Origin of the sequence: Altericista sp. CCNU0014, assembly GCF_044923475.1 — a bacterium.
Taxonomy (GTDB): Bacteria; Cyanobacteriota; Cyanobacteriia; order Thermosynechococcales; family Thermosynechococcaceae; genus JAAURS01.
The window spans coordinates 5,655,989-5,677,638 of record NZ_CP137338.1; the positions used below are offsets into that span (position 1 = coordinate 5,655,989).

The following is a 21,650-nucleotide window of genomic DNA, read 5'->3' on the forward strand; positions in this document are numbered from 1 at the left end:
AGATTTAACGCTTAGGATAGGAGCGCTGCGGGTGGCCGACATAAAGCTGTCGGGGTCGGTCGATGCCGTGGGCATCTTCCGTAAGCTCCAGCCAATGGCTCATCCAGCCAGCCGTTCGGGCTAGGGCAAAAATGGCGGTAAACATATTGGTGGGTAGGCCCATCGCCCGCAGCAGAATACCGGAATAAAAATCAACGTTGGGGTAAAGCTTGCGCGTTACAAAATATTCATCTTGAAGGGCAATTTGCTCGAGCTGGATGGCAATGTCCAAAAGCGGATCGTTAATGCCCAAATGCTCCAAAACATCCTTAGCCATTCTTTGAATGACGCGCGCGCGCGGATCGAAGTTTTTATAAACCCGATGCCCAAACCCCATTAACAAAAATGGGTCGTTTTTGTCTTTGGCACGGGCGATCGCCTTGGGTATATTCTCAACGCTGCCAATTTCCTTCAGCATGCGGATGACGGCCTCGTTGGCCCCGCCATGCGCGGGGCCCCACAGACTGGCGATCCCCGCTGCAACGCAGGCAATCGGGTTCGCTCCGGAGGAGGCGGCTAGGCGCACCGTCGAAGTGGAGGCATTTTGCTCGTGGTCGGCGTGGAGCAGAAAAATGAGATCCATTGCTTTGGCTAAAACCGGATCGACCTTATACACTTCGCTGGGGACGCCAAACAGCATTTGCAAAAAATTGCCCGCGTAGCCGAGGTCGTTCCAGGGATAGCGGATGGGGCGTCCAATGCTATAGGTGTAGCTGGCTGCCGCAATGGTGGGCATTTTTGCCAAAAGCCGAATGGCAGCTCGAATCCGGCGATCGCGATCTTGGAGGTCGATATCATCGTGATAAAACGCAGATAGCGCCCCTACAACACCCACCATAATGGCCATCGGATGGGCGTCTCGCCGAAACCCTCTAAAGAAATTCAGCACCTGCTCGTGGAGGAGCGTATGGTGTCGAATTTCTTTCTCAAACTGCTCGGCTTCCTGAGGGTCGGGCAGTTCCCCAAACATGAGCAGGTGAGAAGCCTCCAGAAAGTTGCTGTGTTCTGCCAATTCTTCAATGGGATAGCCGCGATATAACAACACTCCAGCATCGCCATCAATAAACGTGATGGCGCTTTTGCAGGAGGCCGTCGAGCGAAAGCCTGGGTCGTAGGCCAGCAGGTTGTGCTTGCCGTACATCTGCTGGATGTCTACCGCAGCTGGGCCGAGGGTTCCTTCTAAAATTGGCAGGTGGGCTTCGCCCGTACTATCGGCAATGGTGACTTGGTAGGGGGGAGTGCGGACGCTTGGCGCGCGGTTATCGCTCATCGGACGACGATCCTCGTTTCAATCCTGCTCCCCATTCTAATGCCAAGCTAAGTAAGGCAGTTTTTCAGCGGTTTCCCGAATTGAGGCAACGCCCGCCAAAAGTTGGCCGCAGGCGTCCCAGGTTCCGGTCAGCAGGGTCTGACGCGGCCCATCTCCCATGTTGACGGGAGCGGAGAGATCCCCATACTTGACCTTCATGGTTTCTAGATCGACGGTGAGCGTCATTTGAGGATTGTCTTGCAAATGCTGCTGGATCGATTCCACGATCGCGGGTTCGGCTGTGACGCAGGGGATGCCCAGCATCACGCAGTTGCCAAAGAAAATTTCGGCGAAGCTTTCGCCCACAATGGCTCGAATGCCCCAACGGGCGATCGCCTGGGGTGCGTGTTCCCGCGAGGAGCCGCAGCCAAAGTTATTGTTGACGACTAAAATTTTTGCGCCTTGATATTGGGGTAGGTCGAAGGGGTGTTGGCCCTGGGCAGCGGTGCGATCGTCGATAAAGACCTGTTCGCCGAGTCCGTCAAAGGTAATGCTTTTGAGAAACCGCGCCGGAATAATGCGATCGGTGTCCACGTCGTTGCCCGCTAGGGGAATGCCTGTGCCCGTGACGGACTGTATTTCGCTACCCATTTCAACCTCGATTCAACAGTTCTTGACACTTGAGGGACTTCCATCCTCAAATTCTCATCTTCAAACACGATCTGGGTCACGCGATTCCTAGAGCAAGGGTTGGCGTCGCAGGAGAGCGATGCCAACCCAGACCGATCCCTAATATTCGGGTACCGATGCGTCTACTTCGCGACTCCAGGCTTGGATGCCGCCTTTAACGTTGGTGCCGTCGATCCCCGCACCCTTTAGGATGCCGAGCGCCTTCATCGACCGTCCGCCCATCTTGCAATGGACAATCAGACGATGGCCGTTGACGAGCGATCGCACTTTCTCCACGCCCTGCCCGTTTTCGATATCGGGCAGCGGCACCAGCACCGAACCAGGAATGCGGGCAATCTCGTATTCATTGGGATTGCGCACGTCGAGGAGCACGTAGTCCTTGGCGCTGCTGTCGAGCACCTGCTTCAGCTCCGTCACGGTCATCTCAGGAATGGCAGCTTGCTGCTCGGCCTCCGCTGCCTTTGCCTGGGGAATGCCGCAGAACATTTCGTAGTCGATCAGCTTTTCGATGACGGGGCGCGTGGGATTGGGGCGCAGCTTTAGTTCCCGGAATTTCATATCTAGGGCGTTAAACAGCAGCAGCCGTCCGCTGAGGGTGGTGCCCTGTCCCAAAATGATTTTGATGGCTTCCGTGGCCTGAATTACCCCAATAATGCCAGGCAGAATCCCCAGCACGCCGCCTTCGGCACAGGAGGGCACCAATCCAGGAGGCGGGGGTTCGGGGTAGAGGTCGCGGTAGTTGGGGCCGCCTTCATAATTGAAGACCGTCGCCTGCCCTTCAAACCTAAAAATGGAGCCGTACACATTCGGCTTATTCAGCAACACGCAGGTGTCGTTCACCAGGTAGCGCGTCGGGAAATTGTCCGTCCCGTCAATCACAATGTCGTAAGGTTCGGCGATTTGGAGCGCATTTTGAGAGGTGAACTGCGTTTCGTAAAGATCCACCTGACAGTGAGGATTGATCTCTAAAATCCGGTTCTTGGCGGACTCGATTTTGGGCTTGCCCACCCAAGAGGTGCCGTGGATGACCTGACGCTGAAGGTTAGAGAAATCCACCACGTCGAAATCCACGATCCCCAGGCGTCCGATGCCTGCTGCTGCTAAATACAGCAACAGCGGCGAACCCAATCCCCCGGTGCCGATGCACAGGATACTAGCCGCCTTCAGTCTTTTCTGACCCTCTAGGCCAACCTCCGGCAAAATCAAGTGGCGGGAATACCGCTCGTAATCGTCTTTTGTGAGCTGGATCTCGTCCAGATTCGGATTGAGCATTGTCGTTATCCTTGCGCAAAGCTTTTAGATCTCAAGGGCATCTTCGAGGTTTGGCGTAACTTGAGGGGGAGCTACGTCAGAAACCATAAGCCTCTCAGGTAAAAACTCATGGTGTGTATCTAAGCACCAGCTCTGAAGATCGCGAGCGGTGCCATTCTCAACCGAAATAATGACGTACGAGTATTGGGGCCACGCCCACGCCCGATCCCACTCGGAGGGAACCGCCGCTGCATCTGGATGAGAATGATAGATCCCTATAATATCCCAACCGTTGGTCCGGGCGTGGCGTTGTGCTTGAAGCATGGCATCGGGATCGATCCGGTAACGACGATGGGCCGTGGCGGCGAGCTGTTCTGGAGCGTCAAGGTCGGTTAGGCTTTGTTCCCATGTATTGGGCGTCGCATAGACCTGCCGGATCGCGTTAGTCTCCACTCCCTCTCGCCACTGATGAATGCCTAAAAGTAGCCCGCAGCACTCTTCAGGATAGGCTTGCGCTGCGTGGAGGCGGAGGGATTGAAGGTGGGCTTCGGTGAGAGAGAGAACCATTGCGGTAGGTTGTAGCGCGAACGTCAAATTACAGTTCTGATTTTAGGTGGGTTGCGTCGTTGAAACGGTGGATTCTCCACAGCAGAGCGTTGTAACGATTTTGATCGGCGGTGTTCCAGCGCGCCAAGTCTAGCTCGAACTCGAAGAGAGCCGTGGGTGGAATCGAGAACCCCCAAGTGCGATCGCTCCCCAATATTGCCGCCACCAAATACTGTAAAAACCCGCCGTGCGTTACAACCCACAGTCTATCTTCGTTGCAGTGCTGCGTTGAGATTGTTTGAATGAACTGCTGGGCGCGATCGCGGGCTGCCTTTAGACTTTCAGCACCTGGAATCGGAATCCAATCTGAAGACGCCATCAGCGCCGCGCTCAGATCGGGATGTCGCACTTCAGCCTCAGCCCAAGTTAGCCCTTCTAAAACGCCGTTTTTAATCTCTTGTAAAGAGGGACAGGGGGTTATGGTGGCAGTAGACTCGCGCGTCGCCCAATAATCTCGCAAAATCTCCGCAGTATGAACCGCCCGCACGAGCGTACTGGAGTAGATATGGGTTGGCTTCCAACGTTCTGCAAGGGCTTGACCCAGCACGTGCGCTTGCTCGATCCCTTGCGCCGACAACGCGTAATCAACCCGTCCCTGAATGCGATATTCTCGGTTGCCCAACGACTCTGCATGACGAATCATCAAAAGATACATTGGATCGCTATCAAACAATTGAACGTGTTTTAATCTCCTAACATGACTTTAGACCCTTTTATAGATTTGACTGACTTTAGAGCTCCGCCGATCGTCGACTCGCGTTGCCGAGCAGATCTTCCTTCATGAGCACAGCTCACCGGATTATTTTTAGTAGGATTAGTCAAACCAAACTTTAGTCAAACTTTAGCGGTCCTACGGTACAGTACAAAGAACTCGCTCTTGGAGCGAGTTGGAACGAGAATGCTGCTCCGCCCTTGACCATTTCCAAAACCTCTGGTTTAATGCGCCAAGCCTCTTCCTCACCAATGACGATTATCAGGGTGCAATCATGAACAATACCGAACTCGAACCCATGGCAGCAACTGCGACAGAGACGACAACAGACGTCAGTTCTCCCGCTGCTCTAGATGTGAACGCAGATACCCCCGGCACCTTACTTAAGCTAGAAAACTCAGACCAAACATTTGCAAATTCAGAGTGGCAAGAACAGCTTGAAAAAGCCCTCCAATTTTTGGTCGTTTTCCCAGACCATTTTGGCAGCGTTTTTGGCGAATATCGAAAGCCCATGACCACCGTAGGATTGATTCTAGCGGCAGGGTTGGGCATTGCTGTTGCCGATGGCGTCTTGGCTCGCCTTAACGCTATTCCTTTGTTTGCACCCACCTTCGAGCTGGTCGGGTTGGGCTTTACGGGCTGGGTGGTCGTGCGGTACTTGCTATATGCCGATACGCGCAACGAACTCTTACAGGAGTTAGATCGGGTCAAAGCGCGCATTCTCGGCAAGGCAAGCTAGCCATCCTCGTCGAACGTTCGGCTCGACGCTCAGTTCCTGGAAGGGTTCTGACGTCTTAGCTGTCGCGCGGTTTTTACTGTTTAGATGCGGTCATCCGCTCGTTGGAGCCGCCAGAGGATTTGATTGCCTTCGCGTCGCACCCGCGAGACTTCCCAGTTACGCCAGATCCACCGATCGCCTCGACTGGTGACCGCGCTGGCGTGAACGTCCATCAGATCCGCAAGTTCCGCGCTGGTAATCAGGTAGCCCTCGGCGGCGATCGCATCGGCCAACTCTAAAATATCAATGAGATCGCGCAGGTGCTGCGCCCGCGTTTCAAGGGAGTGGCTGTCGCCTGTATAGGAGGATTCTGAGATCCCTTGGAATGTCTCGATGGGTTCAGCAGTCATGGGGTTCTCGAGTTGCCTTAAGGGTAGGGGTTGACCGAGGGAAAAGGCACGGGCGATCGCATCGGCACGTTCGTTGCCGGGGTGTCCGTTGTGGGCACGAACATAATGCCACTGAATCCGATCCGAATTCAGTTCGTCAAGAGCTTCCCAAAGGTCTTGATTTAAAACAGCTTTCCCTTGGGCTGTTTTCCAACCGCGTTTCTTCCAGTTCGGCAGCCACTTGGTAATTCCGTTTTTGACGTACTCGCTATCGGTGTGCAAGGAAGCTTCTGCAGGAGAAAGCAGTAGTGTTTTGAGCGCCTTTAAGGCTTCAATAGAAGCCTGAAGCTCCATCCGATTGTTAGTGCTTTGAGGCGCGTAGCCACCCAGTTCGTGTTGCGTGCCATCCGCAAACTGGATGACCACACCCCACCCGCCAGGGCCGGGGTTGCCAGAACAGGCTCCATCCGTGTAAATCGCCTTGATTGCATTTGCCAACGTTACCACCATCGCAATTGAGCGTAGCCAAGGGTCGGGCGGTCTAGTTCGTCTGGGGTCAGCCAGTCGACAGCTTTATAAGTGCCAAAAACGCGATCCCACCAGTCCACCGCAAGGCCAAAGTTATGATTCCACATGCCGTACTTGTGATGCACGTAATGCACGGGCATTTTCATCCAGAAGCATTTTATCGGGTTCTCGTGCTGGAGCTGATGGGCGTAGGCAGAAAAGGCTGCAAAGCCGATCCCGCCTAACAGCCAACCCCATCCTGCAGTCGCGGATACTAAAAACATCAAAGGCAATGCGATCGAACTGCCCAGCACGTAGTCCCGAAACTCCCAGAGGACGCCTTGCCCTTCATTGCGACGGTGGTGGTCGCGGTGTTTTGCGCCAATGCGCGCTGAGACGTGCATGAGCCGATGCATCCAATACTCGACTAGGCTGGCAAAGATAAAGGCAGCAATGAAAAAGAGAACGGCAACGCCCCACTGCTGCACATTCGCGATCGCATCGGTTGCCTCTGCAAAGGTCATGAATCCACTCACTCCTAACGTTCTTTAGGGCTAATATACCGCTTTACGGTTTGGAAGGTGGGTTCGATGGTGGGATAGTGCGAGAATCAGCAGCAGAAGGAGGGCGCCGGGATGCCTCGAGCTTTAACGCGATCTGCTTTGCATTAGGATTGTAGCCAACCGAAAATTTGATGGGGTGTGAGTTGTAATGAAAGATCGCTCAAAACAGGTAGCAAACTGTCACCACGAAATAGCCGAAGTGGCTGATTTGACATAAAAATCATAACGACTGTTTCTTGGCTGTCGATCAACCACCCTAATTGAGTTCCTTCATCTAGACATACCTGGATTTTTGTAATGAGTTTTGTAGTACTTTGGCCGGGGGAAAGAATCTCAATCAGCCAGTTTGGAGCACCTTTGAACGGCTCGTTATCTGTCGGTATTCGGCTTTGGTGGATGATGGTGATGTCTGGGACAATAGAATTTTGGCTTAAGATACAGCGAAGTTCTGGAAAGGCTTCATAGGGGCCATTTGTATTGTCTATGGAGGTCACTAACCGTTTTTGCAGGCGGCTGTGATGAAATGTTGGCATGGGTTTTTGTAAAACTTGACCGTCGATGAGTTCCCAGGCTGGAGATTCTTCAATGTTGGGAAGTTGAGAAAACTTATCTAAAGTGACTGGATGAAGGGCTGTTGATGTCATAAGCCGCTTAGTATCCCAAAATCAGAAATCCTCCCTTAATTATATCCTTTTGCTGGACAAGGGTTCTCGCTATCCATGGCTGAAGCGCGATTGCCCTTCAGAAAAAAGCACTCGCGATCTCCCTATTTAGTATCGGCTATTCCTATGCTATTCCTAAATGAATGACTTGAGATCCGCATTATTTATGGGTACGAATCGGACGTAATTTTCAGGGGCACTCGACAGTATAGGAGCAACTTTTACGGGTTATCTTACATGGGTGACGTTTTCTACAGGGGTCACGTTTTCGGTCGCAGGAGCGGGCTGCGGCCTTAAGGGAATCAAAAGACTGAGTCCAAGGGCGATCGCCGCCGCAGCGCAGCTATAAAACACGCTTGGGATCCCGGTCGCGCTCAAAATGCCGCCCAAAATTAAGGGCGACACAAACTGCCCCAGAAAACCCGCGCCAATCCCCGTCGCTAAAATGCTTGACTGAAGGCGATCTGGAGCCAAGTTAGCCAAAAGATTGTAAAGGCTGGGCGTAACCAAACCGAAGCTAACGCCAAACAAGCCCGAAACCAGCATCAATGCGGATAAGTCAGTCAGATGGGGAAAGAGCGTTAAAAATAGCGCCATGGTGCCTAAGCTCAGCCCCACCACCCCCAGGCTGCCCACCCGCCGCGTGAAGGCTCGCAGCAGCAAGCCGGAGCTAAAGGCAGCCCCCACCGCCTGAATCGCGAGGATGAAGCCATTCCAGATCAAACCGCTACCCAGAACCGTTTTGAGATAAATCGGCAGGTACACGATGGTGCCATAGACAATGGCTGAGACCATCATCAGACTGATAAAAATGCGCAGGCTCGCGGGAGAACTCAGGAGCGGGCCGATCTGAATGCCGTCTGTAGCAGCATTTTTGGGCCGAGGCGCGCGCGATCTCGCCCCCGCCCGAAACAGCAGCGGCGCAATTGCGGCCATTGCCGCGCTAACCCCGTATAGCCCAAAAGCTAACCGCCAGTTAAAGTATCCTAGCCCCACAGCCAGGAGCGGATAGACAATATTGGCAAGGGTGATGGCCGTCGCCGCATAGGCGATCGCCTGATGGCGCGCTTCTCCCTCGTAGCGACGGCTGAGCAGTCCCAAGCTCGATGCGGCAATGCCGCCACTGGCAACCCCCAGCAGCCCCCGCGCCACCAGCAGGGTAAAGTAATCGGGCAAGAAAGCCCCACTCGCACCCACCACGGCATATCCCAGCAGGCAGGGAATCAGCACCCGCATCTGACCGTGGCGATCGGCGATGACGCCTAAAATGGGACTAAAAATGGCCAGCGTTAAATAGTGGACGCTCACCAAACTCCCCGCCCAACCTCGGCTGAGATGCAGGTGCGCGATCAGTTCTGGCAGAATGGGAGCCATCACCGCACCCGCCATGACGGTCAGAGATCCAGCAACGAGCAGGAAACACAGAACCGGATCGCGCCAGGTTGCAGAAAGAGGTTTACTCACAGTAGGTTGAGGTTGAGAAAGGTGATTTCGATCGTTGGAGAGAAGACGAACCGTCACGCATCGTGGCTCTAAACCCTTAAATTGTTTGACCTGTATATTGCCGAACGTCACCTCAACGGATTATTCTACCTTCGGGATGCGGATTTAAGCGTCAATTTACAGTCAAATTCTATATTGCTCGTTGCATAGGCGCAAAAAGAGTGACGAATGCGTTTGTGGCACAAATCGATGCTGAAAACGTCGTTTTAAGCCTATACTGATGAGCCATAGTAGGTAAGCCGTTCGTTACATAAGGTTCGGGGAGTCAAGCGTGCAAGTTATTAAAGAATATGTCGAGCGGTGGTTTGACAGCGATCTCGATCCAGATGAATACCTTTGCCATAAAAAGCAGGGCAATCTGGTTGAGATTGAAGAGGCCAGAACTGGAGAACGCCATACTGTTTTGACCTTCTGCACTAATGACGTGTTAGGACTCGTCCAGAACCCTCAGGTGCAACAAGCGGCGATTGACGCCATTGCGAACTACGGTACCTCTAACAGCTCCTGCTCGGTTCTGAGCGGTCGCATTCCCCTCCACCGAGATCTAGAACGGGAAATTTCTGAATTTAAGCACCTCCCCCATACCCAGCTTTTTATCAACGCTTGGATGGCAATGCAGGCCCTCATCGATGCCTTCTGCCATCTTGCCATTCCGGTTCCGGGCTTTAAGCACACCCGCGAGACTCTCATTTTAAGCGATGTCCTCAATCACGGCTGTATTGTCTCAGCCGTGGTGAATGCAGGCACCCGCTCTGGAAAAATTTTTGGCTACAGTCCTCAAGTTCGGATGAAATCTTACCGCCATTGCGATGCGGAGGACTTAGCCCGCAAACTTAAGCGATACGCGCGCCCCGGCGATCGCATCTTGGTGGTGACGGATGCTGTCTTCTCCATGGATGGAGACATTGCGCCCCTGCCCGCGATGCTAGACGTGCTGCAACACTATCCAGATAGCGTTTTAGTAATGGATGAAGCTCATGCCAGTGGCGCGCTGGGCGCAACGGGCCGAGGGATTTACGAACATTTTGGTTTAACGCCCCAAGACGCCATCGATCGGGGGGTTGTGCCCATCATTATGACCACGTTTTCTAAATTTGCAGCTTCAGCGGGTGCGGCCATTAGCACCCACGTTAAGGAATTCAAGCCCTTGCTGAACGTGTCGCCTACCTCCATTGGCACTATTTCGTTGTCGCCGCCGCTAGCGGCTGCTGCGCTAGAAAGCATTCGCCAAGTCCGGCAGCACCCTGAGTTGGTGGAGCGCTTACAGGCCAACACCCAGTATCTGCGCTCTCGTTTGGCCGAGGAAGGCTTTACGGCAGTGGGCGAAACCAATGTAGTGCCCGTGTTAATGCCGCCTGAAATCAATCCGAAGGAATTTGGCCGTCGGATGTTAGAAGACCACGGTATCTGGATTTCGCCGATCTGGTTTATTGCAAAGCCCAGAATGCGCATCACGGTCAATGCAATTCATACCCAAACCGAGATGGATAAGCTCGCGAACGCGATGGCTGCAACGCGAGATATGATGTATCGCTCTTCGTTGACGGCTTAGCGTCATAAACTAAAGTTCGAGTTTTTATTTAGGCGTTACAGGCCATCCGATCGGGCGCTGCTTTTCTTGTCATGCTTTAGACTTGAATGCTGCCCTCGTGTGCGTGGGCGATCGGTCAGTCAATGGCCAGCCCCAGCCCCGAACCCCGATCGACTGACAAAAGTTATCAACTCAGCCTCGCGCGAAAACGATCGCCGATGATGCATTACCAGTGTCAAAAAATAGATGTCGCCCGCGATTTTAGCGCTAAAGACTATCGCAAACGCGCCTCGCTATACTGAAAGCATCCCCCATCAACCCTTGTCCTATGGTCACGCTTCAGCTTCGCCAACTCGTCGTTCAGCCCGGACAACGCCTGCAAGTGCAAGAAGTCGGTTGGTCAGAATTTGAAGCTATTCTTCATGAGTTAGGAGATAAACGAGCTAGCCGGATTGCTTACAGTAATGGAGTTTTAGAGATACGGATGCCTTTGCCGAAGCATGAGAAAGCCAAGGTTTTAATCGGGGATATGGTGAAAATTTTGCTAGAAGAGTTGGATATCGACAACGAATGTTTTGGCTCTAGCACATTCAAACGGCAGGACATGGCTAAGGGAATTGAGCCAGATGACTGCTTTTACATTGAACACCATGCCCAGATGATTGGTAAAGAGCGAATTGATTTGACGGTTGACCCTCCTCCAGATTTGGCAATTGAGGTGGATGTCACCTCTAAAACAGGACTTGAGGCTTACCAAACACTCGGCGTTCCTGAATTGTGGCGTTTTGAAGCAGGACAGCTAAGGATCGGCGTGTTGCAGCAGGGACAGTATGTCGATACTCAGGTTAGTCCTAACTTTCCAGGATTTGCGATCGCTGACACCATCACTCAGTTTATTGATCGCAGCCAAGTTGAGGGACGCAGCCAAACGCTGAGAGCTTTTCGCCAATGGGTTCAGGCACAACGATAACCAATCCCGCTAGGGGTCGGATTCCGATTTGAGTCCCATTGAACCAGATTCGAGCCTTCTTCTGCCGAACCTACGTCTCATGGGTTTCCAGCCGTGACGGGCAATTTGACAGTAAAAGTGCTGCCTTGTCCTAATTGGCTCTGCACCTGAATTGTACCCTGATGGGCGTGGGCGATCGCCATTGCAATGGCTAGCCCCAACCCCGAACCGCCCGTGATTCGAGCGCGGTTACTGTCAACCCGATAGAAGCGCTCAAAAATCTGCGAATGTTCCGGAGCTGGAATGCCAATCCCCGTATCCTTAACCTGAATGACCGCGTGATGGTCAGATTGATGCAGGAGTAGCGCGACCGTTCCTCCTTTTGGGGTGTACTGAATTGCGTTCGTCACCAAGTTTGCGACCAGTCGATAAAGCTGTTCTTCATCTCCCCATACAAAGAGAGACTGCTGAACCTGAATCTCTAGACTGAGCTGAAGTTCTGAGGCGATCGCCAACCCCTCAAACTCGTCAACCACGTCATAAACGAGCGTTTTTAAGCAGCAGGGCTGTTGTTTAGGCATAATTTCTTGCCTATCCATACGAGACAGCAGGAGGAGGTCCTGCACCAGTTGAGTAAGACGATTATTTTGGCGTTCGACAGCACAGAGCGTTTTACGAGCTTCTGATTCGGAAAGGGTCTCTGCTTCTAGGACGGACTCAATCGTTGCTTGGGTGGCGGCGAGGGGAGTTCTCAACTCATGGGCTGCATCAGCCGTAAACTGCTGAATCTTCTGATAGGACTGATAAATGGGACGCATGGCTAGTCCTGCCAGCCACCAGCTTGCTCCGCTCGTCAGAACGAGTGCGGCGGGCAGCCCGATCAGCAAGACCAGTCGGGTCATGGCTAAGTAGTCATCGTAGGCAGAAAGCGATCGCCCTACCTGCATATAGCCCCAAGCGGTGTTGCTTTTGGTTTTCAGCAGCAACGAAATTTGATGATAGCGTTGCCCCCGATCGTCTTTAAGGGTTTGCCAGTCCTGGGCCTGTGTTTGAAACGGTAACCCTTTAGGCTGCCATCCTACCGTGGCAATGATGTGCCCAGAGGGGTCTAGAAAACGAACGTAGTAGCCATGCCGCTGTGCTTTACCTAAGATGTGACGCGCCAAAGGCTCCGTTTGTTTTAAGCAATCTTCGTTTGCTAAACATAGCTCAGGCAAGAGCTGTTTGACTTCTGGCTCTAGCTGACCCGGACGCATTAAAATGGGTTCGAGACCGTCATGAAGGGTTCCCGATAAAGATTCCAGCTCTAAATGGAGCGCGTGCCAGTGCGCCTGAGCCAGCATCTCGTAAAAGGCCAGCCCACTCAGGCTTAAGAGTGCGCCTATGATGGCCGCATACCAGGCGCTCAAGCGCCAGCGCGTGCGGGTAAAGAGTTTACTTTGATGCATGGGGAGCATTGAGCCGATACCCTAGTCCATAGACGGTTTCTAGTAGACCCTCGCACCCATATTCTGCCAACTTACGCCGCAGTAAACGCATCTGGGCCGGAACGACGTTGCTCATGGGGTCTGACTGGATATCCCAAACCCGATTCATGAGCTGGTCGCGGGTTAGGATTTGGTTGGGGTGCTGCATGAAGTATTCTAAAAGCTGGAATTCTTTAGCCGTGAGCGGAACGATCTGCTGGTTTGCGTGGGCTGTCTGAACCGAAGCTGTGGCGGTACCGTAATCCAGGATCAGATTGCCGATTTGAAGCTGTTGGGACTGTAATAGAGGCGATCGCCGCTGTAATGCCCGCAGTCTTGCTTTAAGTTCCGCCATGTCGAAGGGCTTCACCAAATAGTCATCGGCTCCGGCATCCAAACCCACGACTTTATCTTCCATTTTGTCTTTGGCCGTCAGGAGCAAAACAGGAAGAGGGTTCTGTTTGGCCCGCAGCCGCTGACAAAGTTCGATCCCGGAGAGTCCCGGCAAGAGCCAGTCCAGAATGGCTAGCGTGTAGTCGAGGGGGCTATCCAGATAGTTCCAAGCTTCGGCACCATCCTTTACCCAGTCCACGACATATTTTTCTCGACTGAGGCTTTGCTGAATTGCCTCGCCGAGATCTGGCTCATCTTCAACAAGGAGAATTCTCATTGCGGCGACCTTCAGACATCATTCGAGACAATTCATCCCAATTATCGACTGCATGCTACTGCTTAAAGCTAAAGCGACCGTTCACTTTTTCGCCGTTAATGTTTGAGAGGATTGCAACTTTATACTCTCCAGTCACTGAACTAGACAATATAGCGGCATAATGCTGTCCATCAGGATCGTATTTGAGATCGAGAGACTTTTGAGTTCCGTCTGGGAGTTGAACTTGAGCCTTTACCGTTGCGTCAGGGATCGCTGTATGGGTATCTCCTTTTTGGAGATAGAAATCTAAGTGGGTTCCGCTCGCCTCTTTTTTAGGGACAAGTTCTAGATGATAAGGCCCAGACTCAATGACTTGTCCACCTTTAGAGGCTTTGGGGTGATTTTCGGATCCTCCCGATCCTTTGGAAGGACGTTCTGGTGATTTGGCAGCAGTGTCAGTCGTTACTGAACTGGTCACATTACTAGCCGTCTGATTCCCGCCGCTACAGGCTCCTAAGAACAAAAATACTAGGCCGCTGACACCGATTGGTAGAAATTTTAAGGCTTTCATAGTTTAACTCCTCAAGAGAAAAACGATCGAAACGCATGGATGCTGGCTGTAATGTGTGATTTTGCCATTCAATAAAAACTCAAACATTTTGGGATTGTCCTATCGCAATCTCGCTAACCTTGCCGTTATTGCTGACAGGCAATCTTGATTTTGAAAATAAATACTTACCAAAGCGAGAATACAGGGCAGGAATTACAAGCAGCGTGAGCGCGGTTGAGGTAAACAAGCCGCCCAATACGACAATGGATAGGGGTTGAAGAATTTCCTTCCCAGACCCGCCAAAGAATGCCAGGGGTGCTAAACCGAGCGCCGAAGTGAAGGCCGTCATCAAAATGGCATTCAAGCGTTCCATTGAGCCTTTGACCAGCAATTCTTTTAATGGCATTCCCTCAGAAAACTTGGTATTGTAATTGTCCACCAGCAACAGACCGTTGCGCGTGGCAACCCCAAAGAGCGTGACAAACCCGACCAGCGACGCAACCGATAGCACGCCGCCCGTCAGTGCAACTGCGATTACCCCACCTACTAGACCAATTGGGAGGTTGATCGTAATCGCGAGGGTTGAAGGAATCGATTTCACTAGCAAGTACATCAAAATCGCGATCGCGATAAAGGCGATCGCACTAAAGACCAGGATGTTTTGAGTGGCGCGTTCTTCAGCTTCAAACTGTCCGCCGTACTGAATGTAATAGCCGGCGGGTAAGGGCACACGTTGCTCGATCTTGGATTGCATTTCGGTAATGATTGAGCGCAAATCTCGTCCTTTCGCATTTGCAGCCACCACGATCAAACGCGAAACGTTCTCTCGGTTGATGGTGTTGGGGCCTGTGCTGTTGATAATTTGAGCGACTTGCGCCAGGGGGATTTTTTCGCCATTGGGTCGATCGACTAGCAAATTTTCAATCGTCTCTAAACTATTGCGGGCTTCTGGCTTCAGCCAAACCAGCAAGTCGAAGGTTTGCTGATCTTCTAAGACCTGAGACACGACGCGCCCATTGAGGGCTGTCTCAACAGTGTCGGATAATGCTCCCACCGTCAGGCCATAGCGACTCGCTGCCGCACGATCGAATTTAATTTGAATTTGCGGAATCGGCACCTGGGGTTCTAGCTGCAAATCCACGATGCCCTCTACGGTTTTCATTTGAGCCTCAACCTGTTGACCGATGGTTCGCAGTTGAGTCAGATCGGGTCCAAAAATTTTGACAGCGATCGCACTTCTGACCCCAGACAGCACCTCATCCATGCGATGGGTAATGAAGCCGCCCACGCTGGGAGCAGCGCCCGGAATTTTGTTGAATTCTTTTCGCAGACGTTCCAGGGTTCGATCTCGCTGTTTCATTCCTTCATCGCTAATGCCGATGTCTACGTGGGCGAGATTCACGCCCGCCGCATCGCCATCGCCAGGTGCCCGTCCTGACCGAACTTGCACGTATTCAAAGCTGGGGTCGTCCTTCAGCACATCTTCCATCACGAAGGCAGCGCGATCCGTTGCATTCAAAGAAGATCCTGGATAGAGGGACAAGGTATTGACCAGGGTTTGTTCTTGAAACTCCGGCAAGAAACTGCGTCCCAGCGTTGGAACGATCAAAAGGGCTGCGACCAAGAGGGCGATCGCACCGCTCAGAATTACGCTGGAACGTCGTAAAGAGAAGTTGAGACAAGGTGCGTACAAGGCTTTGAAGAACCGTGCAACACGCGGTTCTTGTTCGGGGAGGGGGCCGTGGGGTAAAAGAATAGCACAGAGCGCCGGGGTAATCGTGAGCGCGGCGACACTGGAGGCGAGAACGGCGGCGAGGTAGCCTAACCCCATCGGGGAAAAAATGCTGCCTTCAACGCCCGTCAGCGCAAAGATGGGGGCAAACACGACGATGGTAATCACCGTGGCTCCAAAAACTGAATCGCGGACTTCCTGACAGCCTTCTAAGACCACATCTAGTAAAGGACGAGGCCGAGCCGAATGGTGATTTTCTCGCAGGCTACGGTAAACATTTTCCGCATCCACAATGGCATCGTCCACAGCAGAGCCAATGGCAACGGCTAAGCCGCCTAGGGTCATGGTATTTAAGCTTTGCCCCAGACCGCTAAGCAGCAACAACCCTACCAACAGCGAGATTACCAGCGCCGCAAAACAAATAACCAACATCCGCCAGTTCATCAGAAACGGAATCAGCACCAGAGCCACAATAATTCCGCCTTCAATCAACGCCGCCCGAACATTTTCGACGGAGGATTCAATATAGGTATCTTGGCTGAAGGTGCGTTTTACCTTCACATCTTGGGGCAGACCATCGACCACCTCTTTCATCGCTGCTTCTACAGATCGCGTGACCGTTGGCGTATCCATGAGCGGCTGCTTGTTCACCATCACGATCGCCGCTGGTTGACCGTTGAGACTGCCATTCCCCCGCTGGATCGCAGCGCCAATCTGCACATTTGCCACATCAGAGAGTCGTACAGGCGTTCCTTTACGGGCCGTCACCACCGATTGCCTGAGATCTTCAAGTCCCTCAACGCGCCCGATGCCTCGAACCAGCGTTTCTTTGTCGGGGGTAATGATATAGCCTCCAGGGGCATTGACATTTGCGGCTTGCACCGCCTGGGTAACTTCTTCTAGCGACACATCGAATGCTTTTAGCTGGGCAGGGTCAACCAGAACCTGATACTGTCGAACATCCCCACCAAACGCCAAGACTTGACTGACACCCGGAACGGCGAGTAAGCGATTAGTCACTTGCCAGTCAACGATCCGACGCAATTCCATCATGGATGTGGGCGCGTTCCCGGAGGACGGTTGGCGATCGATCGTGAAAGCATAGGTGGCGATCGTGGCGATGGGAGAGGTTGGCGGGGAGATCTGCGGCGTCTCGACCCCTTGGGGTAACTTGCCTTGGGCCTGCTGCAATCGCTCTGTCACCAGTTGCCGCGCCTGAAATAAATCGGTTCCCCAGTTGAAGACGACCCGCACCACGGAAATCCCCGCAGCTGAGGAAGATCGGACTGTTGTAACGCCAGGGGTGCCGTTGAGCGCGCTTTCGATGGGCAAACTCACCAATGATTCCACCTCTTCCGGGGCAAGTCCCGGTGCTTCGGTTTGAATCTCGACTTGGGGCGGGGCGAAGGCAGGCAACACATCCAAGGGCATCTGGGGCACGGTTCGCCCGATCCACAGCATGAGGAGCAGGGTGCCCAGCACGACGAGCCAACGACGGGCGATCGCCCATTTCAAAATGGCATTTAACATCCGATTTCCCCTTAATGTCTCTGACGCGGTGCTTCCACCGCTTCTGGCTGCGGCAAATCGGATGAACGCTCACCATAGTCAAGATGAGAGCCTAGGTCAGCACCATGGTTGCTCCCATGATTTAACTCAAAGGAATTCTCATCGCTAATTGGCGCAAATTGTTTTCGAGATTGATACTTTGCCCAGTAGGTGCTCGCCAAAAAAGTACTGGTCGCGATCGCCCCACTTAAGGCAATTAAGCCCCACCAGGGTAAAACCAAGTTCTGAAGATTGCTCCCAGTAGGTGCAGCGGCTGGCGTTTCTGTTTTCTCCTCTTCTTTAGGCGCTCCGCCGCGTAAAGATTGCGCGTACAGTTGAGTGGCCCGCTGCACCACCACCCTATCGCCATCGAATAGACCGCTTTTGATCTCTACCAACTCTCCAGAAGTCTGCCCTAAAGACACTTCAGCGGGCTGATAAGCATTCCCGTTTTGCACAAACACCACGGTCTTCTTGTCATTTGTTTCCACAATGGCAGACTGAGGAATAGCCAACACGGGTGCAGAGGAGCGACCCGTTAACAGATTCAATTCAGCAAACATGCCTGGTTTCAAGAGGCCGTCTGGATTATCCAGTTCCGCTTTAACGGGCACAACGCGAGTTTCTCCTTCCACCGCAGACCCAATCACGCTAATGCGTCCCACAAACGTGCGGTTGGGTAAACTCGCCACTTTAACCCGTACCTGCTGTCCGACCTCGATCTGGCCTAAGTCTTTTTCGTAGACATTAGCGGCAACTAGGACACTACGGTCATTGAGAATCGTCATAATGGGTTTGCCTGCGTCTTGCCCTGATTCCCCCAACGTGACTTCGCGATCGGCCACTGTTCCAGAAATCGGGGCTTTAATCGTGACCGTTCCGTTGGGGTTGGCGCTGCCTCCTAACTGCTTGAGTCGCGCTTTATAGCCTGCATCGCTCAGTTGAATCCGCGATCGCGCTAAGGACACATCGGATTGCGCTTTTTGGAGGTTCGATTCCGCCTGCAAAAACTCTAGACGGCTGGCTGACTTGGCCACGACGGATTTTGCTTCCATCAGTTGAGTTTCAGTTTCCAGCACTTGGCGACGGGGAATCGCACCCACTTTTAGGAGATCGCGATCGCGATCGTATTTCTCTTGAGCAAACGCCAATTGCGATCGAGCCTGTTGCAAGTCGGCGGATGCAATTTGGCGCTGACGAACCGTATTTTGTTGCGCCAGCCTTAAATCCGCTTCTGCTTGTCTCAAATCTGCCTCTGCCTCAGAGCGTTTTTGGATTGAATCCACTCGCAGTCCGGCAATCTCAGAGCTAGCGAGCACCGCAACAGGCTGACCTGCTTGGACGCGATCGCCAGGCTGGGCTAGGAGTTGAGTCACCGTACCGATGATGGGAGTTGTTACCTCCACCTTTCGGTTCGGAGATGTCTCGATTTGCCCCGTCGCTTTAATGCTGAAGGCCAAGGACTGACGACGAACGGGCGCAACAGTCAAGCCCATGCGCTTGACTGTTGCCGCGTCCACTTGGATAGAACCCGTCGCTGGATGTGAATCGCCCTGAAATTCATTTCCATGCCCGCCGTGAGCCAAGACGGAGGTCGCGCCTATGGTCAATAACAACGCGCTCGCAAATGTTACAGACGTTTTTCGCCATTTCAAACGGGAACGTTGAGGGATGAAAGCCAACGCATCAAGGAAGCTTAGGTCAAGGTCAGCATCGGCTGGCCCCAGATCCATAGACACGCTGCCCATACTGCCACGATCCATTCCCTTCATGACCGAATCCATGATGGTGGGGCTTGGAGATTGAGTACTTGTTTGGGAAACTGCTGAGCAGGCGGTGGTTATGCCGCTCATCGTTGCGATCGCCATCAGGCCCGCCCTCAAGGAGGCCATTCGCAAAAAAGCAGGCTGCATAGGTGTTTTGAGGAGAGCGTCAGAACTTACAGATCCAAACTTCTCACACAAAAATAAAATCAAGATGAAATGGGCTTGCCGCTCAGACTGCCATGGTTCGTACCTTGACTTCGCGTCTCTGTTAGGGTGACTGTTGCTGAACGAAGTCTTGAATTAACTTCATGACCTCAGGCTGAATCTCATGGGCCATCTCTAACTCGTGATATTGCACCTTAGCTCCAGCCTGAAGCAATGCCTCGTGAGATTTCCGTGCCATGGCAATCTGGACGACCGTGTCCTGGAGACCGTGGATCATCAGGATGGGCGGAAAGGTTTGGGGCAGGGGGCGAATCTCTAAAGGATGCAGGTAGCCGCTCAGCACCACCAATCCCGCGACAGGCAAGTGAGTCCCCACATCTAACGTCATAGCTCCACCCTGGGAGAAGCCCGTCAGGAACGTTTTGTTCAAGGGAACGCCGTCAACGCTTTCTAAAGATAAAAGCCAATCCGTTAGTTGTTGGCGGCTTTCGGGGAGTCCTCGGCGTGTCGCGAAGTCAGACAGGTCGTACCACATGCGCCCGCCAGGGACATCTGGATGGGGCATGGGTCCATTGGGAAATACGTATTGATAGCCCTTGAGATCTAAATAGGGCGCGAGAGACGCGAGGTCTTGGGCATTGGAGCCCCAACCGTGCAATCCGACCAGGCGACCCATGGGAGATGCGAGGGGAGGGGAAGGAAAGGCGATCGCATTCAAGGACAAAGCAACGTTCCTCAATCGAGAATACTCTTACCTACTGTATGTTAAGACAGCCAATCCGCCTTTATGCTGGTAAGGGCGTCGCATTCAAAGCAGGTTTGATTTCACCATGACTCGTCTGGCACTTTTAAGCGTTTCCGATAAAACTGGACTGGTCGAGTTTGCCCAGCGGCTCGCGAACGAGTTTGACTTTGAAATCATCAGCAGCGGCGGTACGGCAGCGACCCTTAAGGCAGCGGGTATCCCCGTTGTCAAAGTGTCGGACTATACGGGCGCGCCGGAAATTTTGGGAGGACGGGTCAAAACGCTTCACCCTCGCATTCACGGCGGCATTCTGGCTCGGCGCGACCTGGAAAGCGATCGCGCCGATCTTGCGGCCAACCACATCAGACCCATTGACCTCGTGGTGGTAAATCTCTACCCTTTCGAGCAAACCATTGCCGACCAACAGCAACGCGGCGTGACGGATTTAGCAGCGGCGATCGAGCAAATTGACATCGGCGGTCCTGCCATGCTGAGGGCGTCGGCGAAAAACTTTGCCCACCTGACGGTACTCTGCGCCCCCGACCAGTACGAGACTTATCTCAGCGAACTTCAGCTTCACGGCGAACCCACTCTCGCTTTCCGTCAAGCCTGCGCGCTTAAGGTGTTTGCACTCACGGCGTCCTACGACCAAGCGATCGCCCATTATCTGGATCGGGTTTCCGCTCCCGCCGCACCGTCGGAGACCCTTCCCAAAACCTTGCTGCTCTCTGGTCGAGAAAAGCAGACGCTCCGCTACGGCGAAAACCCGCACCAAAGTGCTATTTGGTACCAAAGCGGCACCCCTCCCACGGGCTGGGCTGCGGCCACTCAACTCCAAGGCAAAGAACTGAGCTATAACAACCTCGTAGACCTCGAAGCCGCCCGTCAAATTATTGCCGAATTTGCCAGCCCAGAAGACGAACCCGCTGCCGCAATCTTGAAACACAACAATCCCTGCGGTGTCGCGCAAGCAAAAGATATCGCGTCGGCGTATCAAAAAGCCTTTGAAGCGGATTCCACCTCAGCTTTTGGCGGCATTGTGGCCCTCAATCGCCCCATCGATGCCGCGACCGCCCAGGCACTGACCCAAACCTTTTTAGAATGCGTCGTGGCCCCCGGCTGCGACGCCGAAGCCGAGGCCATTCTGAAGGCAAAAGGTAAGGTGCGGGTGATGGTTTTGCCGGACCTGCTGAGCGGCCCTTCCATAACGCTTAAAACCATCGCGGGTGGTTTCTTGGCCCAAGCTGCCGATGAGGTGTTGACGCCGCCCTCAGCGTGGCAAATTGTAACCCAAAAGCAACCTGCCCCAGACCAGTTCGCAGAGATGCTATTTGCTTGGAAGGTCGTCAAGCATGTCAAATCCAATGCCATTGTCGTCGCGGCAGACCGCACCACCTTAGGGGTTGGGGCCGGACAAATGAATCGCGTCGGTTCGGTCAAAATTGCCCTAGAACAAGCGGCGGAGCGCGCAAAAGGTGCGACCTTAGCCAGCGATGGATTTTTTCCCTTCGATGACTCGGTCCGCGCGGCAGCGGCAGCAGGCATTGGGGCGATCGTGCAGCCGGGAGGGAGCCTCCGAGATGCGGATTCCGTTAAGGCGGCGGACGAGCTGGGCATTGTGATGGCTTTGACCCAGACGCGCCATTTTCTGCACTAAATA

General features: G+C 53.2%; 20 protein-coding genes. 5 read left to right on the top strand and 15 right to left on the bottom strand.

Annotated features, from left to right (window positions below; all coding sequences use genetic code 11):
* Nucleotides 1-4 precede the first annotated feature (4 nt).
* From R6H26_RS26855 to R6H26_RS26875, 5 genes are all read right to left on the bottom strand, one after another.
* On the bottom strand, nt 5-1,309 hold the full coding sequence (locus tag R6H26_RS26855; protein ID WP_404787012.1) for a citrate synthase: 1,305 nt from the start codon (nt 1,307-1,309) through the stop codon (nt 5-7).
* A gap of 36 nt (nt 1,310-1,345) precedes the next feature.
* The gene (leuD, locus tag R6H26_RS26860; RefSeq protein WP_404787013.1) at nt 1,346-1,939 is read right to left on the bottom strand and encodes a 3-isopropylmalate dehydratase small subunit; all 594 of its coding nucleotides are present in this window, start codon (nt 1,937-1,939) and stop codon (nt 1,346-1,348) included.
* A gap of 138 nt (nt 1,940-2,077) precedes the next feature.
* The gene (moeB, locus tag R6H26_RS26865; RefSeq protein ID WP_404787015.1) at nt 2,078-3,250 is read right to left on the bottom strand and encodes a molybdopterin-synthase adenylyltransferase MoeB; all 1,173 of its coding nucleotides are present in this window, start codon (nt 3,248-3,250) and stop codon (nt 2,078-2,080) included.
* Nucleotides 3,251-3,274: 24 nt separating this feature from the next.
* Nucleotides 3,275-3,796, bottom strand: coding sequence for a M67 family metallopeptidase (locus R6H26_RS26870; protein WP_404787016.1), 522 nt, complete (start codon nt 3,794-3,796; stop codon nt 3,275-3,277).
* A 28-nt stretch (nt 3,797-3,824) separates the two neighbouring features.
* Entirely contained in the window at nt 3,825-4,478 is a 654-nt protein-coding gene (locus R6H26_RS26875) for a histidine phosphatase family protein (protein ID WP_404787018.1), read from the bottom strand.
* A 343-nt stretch (nt 4,479-4,821) separates the two neighbouring features.
* On the opposite strand from R6H26_RS26875, the gene R6H26_RS26880 reads away from it, so the two are divergent.
* Nucleotides 4,822-5,286: a CAAD domain-containing protein gene (locus tag R6H26_RS26880; protein WP_404787020.1), complete on the top strand. Its 465-nt coding sequence runs from the start codon at nt 4,822-4,824 to the stop codon at nt 5,284-5,286.
* Nucleotides 5,287-5,366: 80 nt separating this feature from the next.
* Here R6H26_RS26880 and rnhA read toward each other — a convergent pair whose 3' ends face one another.
* The 4 genes from rnhA to R6H26_RS26900 all read right to left on the bottom strand — a co-directional run bounded on the left by rnhA (nt 5,367) and on the right by R6H26_RS26900 (nt 8,850).
* Nucleotides 5,367-6,152 (bottom strand): ribonuclease HI, encoded by a 786-nt coding sequence (gene rnhA, locus R6H26_RS26885; RefSeq protein ID WP_404787022.1) that lies wholly within the window; start codon nt 6,150-6,152, stop codon nt 5,367-5,369.
* Between the two features lie 2 nt (nt 6,153-6,154).
* A complete protein-coding gene (locus R6H26_RS26890; RefSeq protein WP_404787024.1) occupies nt 6,155-6,685 on the bottom strand; it encodes a sterol desaturase family protein in 531 nt (176 codons plus the stop codon).
* Nucleotides 6,686-6,828: 143 nt separating this feature from the next.
* Entirely contained in the window at nt 6,829-7,368 is a 540-nt protein-coding gene (locus tag R6H26_RS26895) for a Uma2 family endonuclease (RefSeq protein WP_404787025.1), read from the bottom strand.
* 246 nt (nt 7,369-7,614) lie between these two features.
* Nucleotides 7,615-8,850 carry an MFS transporter gene (locus R6H26_RS26900; protein WP_404787027.1) on the bottom strand — a complete coding sequence of 412 codons (1,236 nt, stop codon included), beginning with the start codon at nt 8,848-8,850 and terminating at the stop codon, nt 7,615-7,617.
* Nucleotides 8,851-9,160: 310 nt separating this feature from the next.
* Between R6H26_RS26900 and R6H26_RS26905 the strand changes: the two genes are divergently transcribed.
* The 3 genes from R6H26_RS26905 (at nt 9,161) to R6H26_RS26915 (ending at nt 11,390) form a co-directional block, all read left to right on the top strand.
* The gene (locus R6H26_RS26905) at nt 9,161-10,441 is read left to right on the top strand and encodes an aminotransferase class I/II-fold pyridoxal phosphate-dependent enzyme (RefSeq protein WP_404787028.1); all 1,281 of its coding nucleotides are present in this window, start codon (nt 9,161-9,163) and stop codon (nt 10,439-10,441) included.
* Nucleotides 10,442-10,527: 86 nt separating this feature from the next.
* Nucleotides 10,528-10,722, top strand: a complete 195-nt coding sequence (locus tag R6H26_RS26910) for a hypothetical protein (protein WP_404787030.1) — start codon at nt 10,528-10,530, stop codon at nt 10,720-10,722.
* A 26-nt stretch (nt 10,723-10,748) separates the two neighbouring features.
* The gene (locus R6H26_RS26915) at nt 10,749-11,390 is read left to right on the top strand and encodes a Uma2 family endonuclease (protein ID WP_404787031.1); all 642 of its coding nucleotides are present in this window, start codon (nt 10,749-10,751) and stop codon (nt 11,388-11,390) included.
* A gap of 77 nt (nt 11,391-11,467) precedes the next feature.
* Here the strand turns inward: R6H26_RS26915 and rppB are convergent, their stop codons facing one another.
* The 6 genes from rppB to R6H26_RS26945 all read right to left on the bottom strand — a co-directional run bounded on the left by rppB (nt 11,468) and on the right by R6H26_RS26945 (nt 19,984).
* Nucleotides 11,468-12,826, bottom strand: a complete 1,359-nt coding sequence (rppB, locus tag R6H26_RS26920) for a two-component system sensor histidine kinase RppB (RefSeq protein WP_404787033.1) — start codon at nt 12,824-12,826, stop codon at nt 11,468-11,470.
* Entirely contained in the window at nt 12,804-13,505 is a 702-nt protein-coding gene (rppA, locus tag R6H26_RS26925) for a two-component system response regulator RppA (RefSeq protein ID WP_404787034.1), read from the bottom strand. The genes rppB and rppA overlap by 23 nt, the downstream gene beginning before the upstream one ends.
* A 55-nt stretch (nt 13,506-13,560) precedes the next feature.
* Entirely contained in the window at nt 13,561-14,055 is a 495-nt protein-coding gene (locus R6H26_RS26930; protein WP_404787036.1) for a hypothetical protein, read from the bottom strand.
* 79 nt (nt 14,056-14,134) lie between these two features.
* Nucleotides 14,135-17,296 carry an efflux RND transporter permease subunit gene (locus R6H26_RS26935; protein WP_404787037.1) on the bottom strand — a complete coding sequence of 1,054 codons (3,162 nt, stop codon included), beginning with the start codon at nt 17,294-17,296 and terminating at the stop codon, nt 14,135-14,137.
* Nucleotides 17,297-17,307: 11 nt separating this feature from the next.
* Entirely contained in the window at nt 17,308-19,227 is a 1,920-nt protein-coding gene (locus tag R6H26_RS26940; protein ID WP_404787039.1) for an efflux RND transporter periplasmic adaptor subunit, read from the bottom strand.
* A gap of 121 nt (nt 19,228-19,348) precedes the next feature.
* Nucleotides 19,349-19,984: an alpha/beta hydrolase gene (locus tag R6H26_RS26945; RefSeq protein WP_404787040.1), complete on the bottom strand. Its 636-nt coding sequence runs from the start codon at nt 19,982-19,984 to the stop codon at nt 19,349-19,351.
* Nucleotides 19,985-20,075: 91 nt separating this feature from the next.
* Here R6H26_RS26945 and purH point away from each other — a divergent pair, with 91 nt between their 5' ends.
* Entirely contained in the window at nt 20,076-21,647 is a 1,572-nt protein-coding gene (gene purH / locus R6H26_RS26950) for a bifunctional phosphoribosylaminoimidazolecarboxamide formyltransferase/IMP cyclohydrolase (RefSeq protein WP_404787042.1), read from the top strand.
* Nucleotides 21,648-21,650 lie beyond the last annotated feature (3 nt).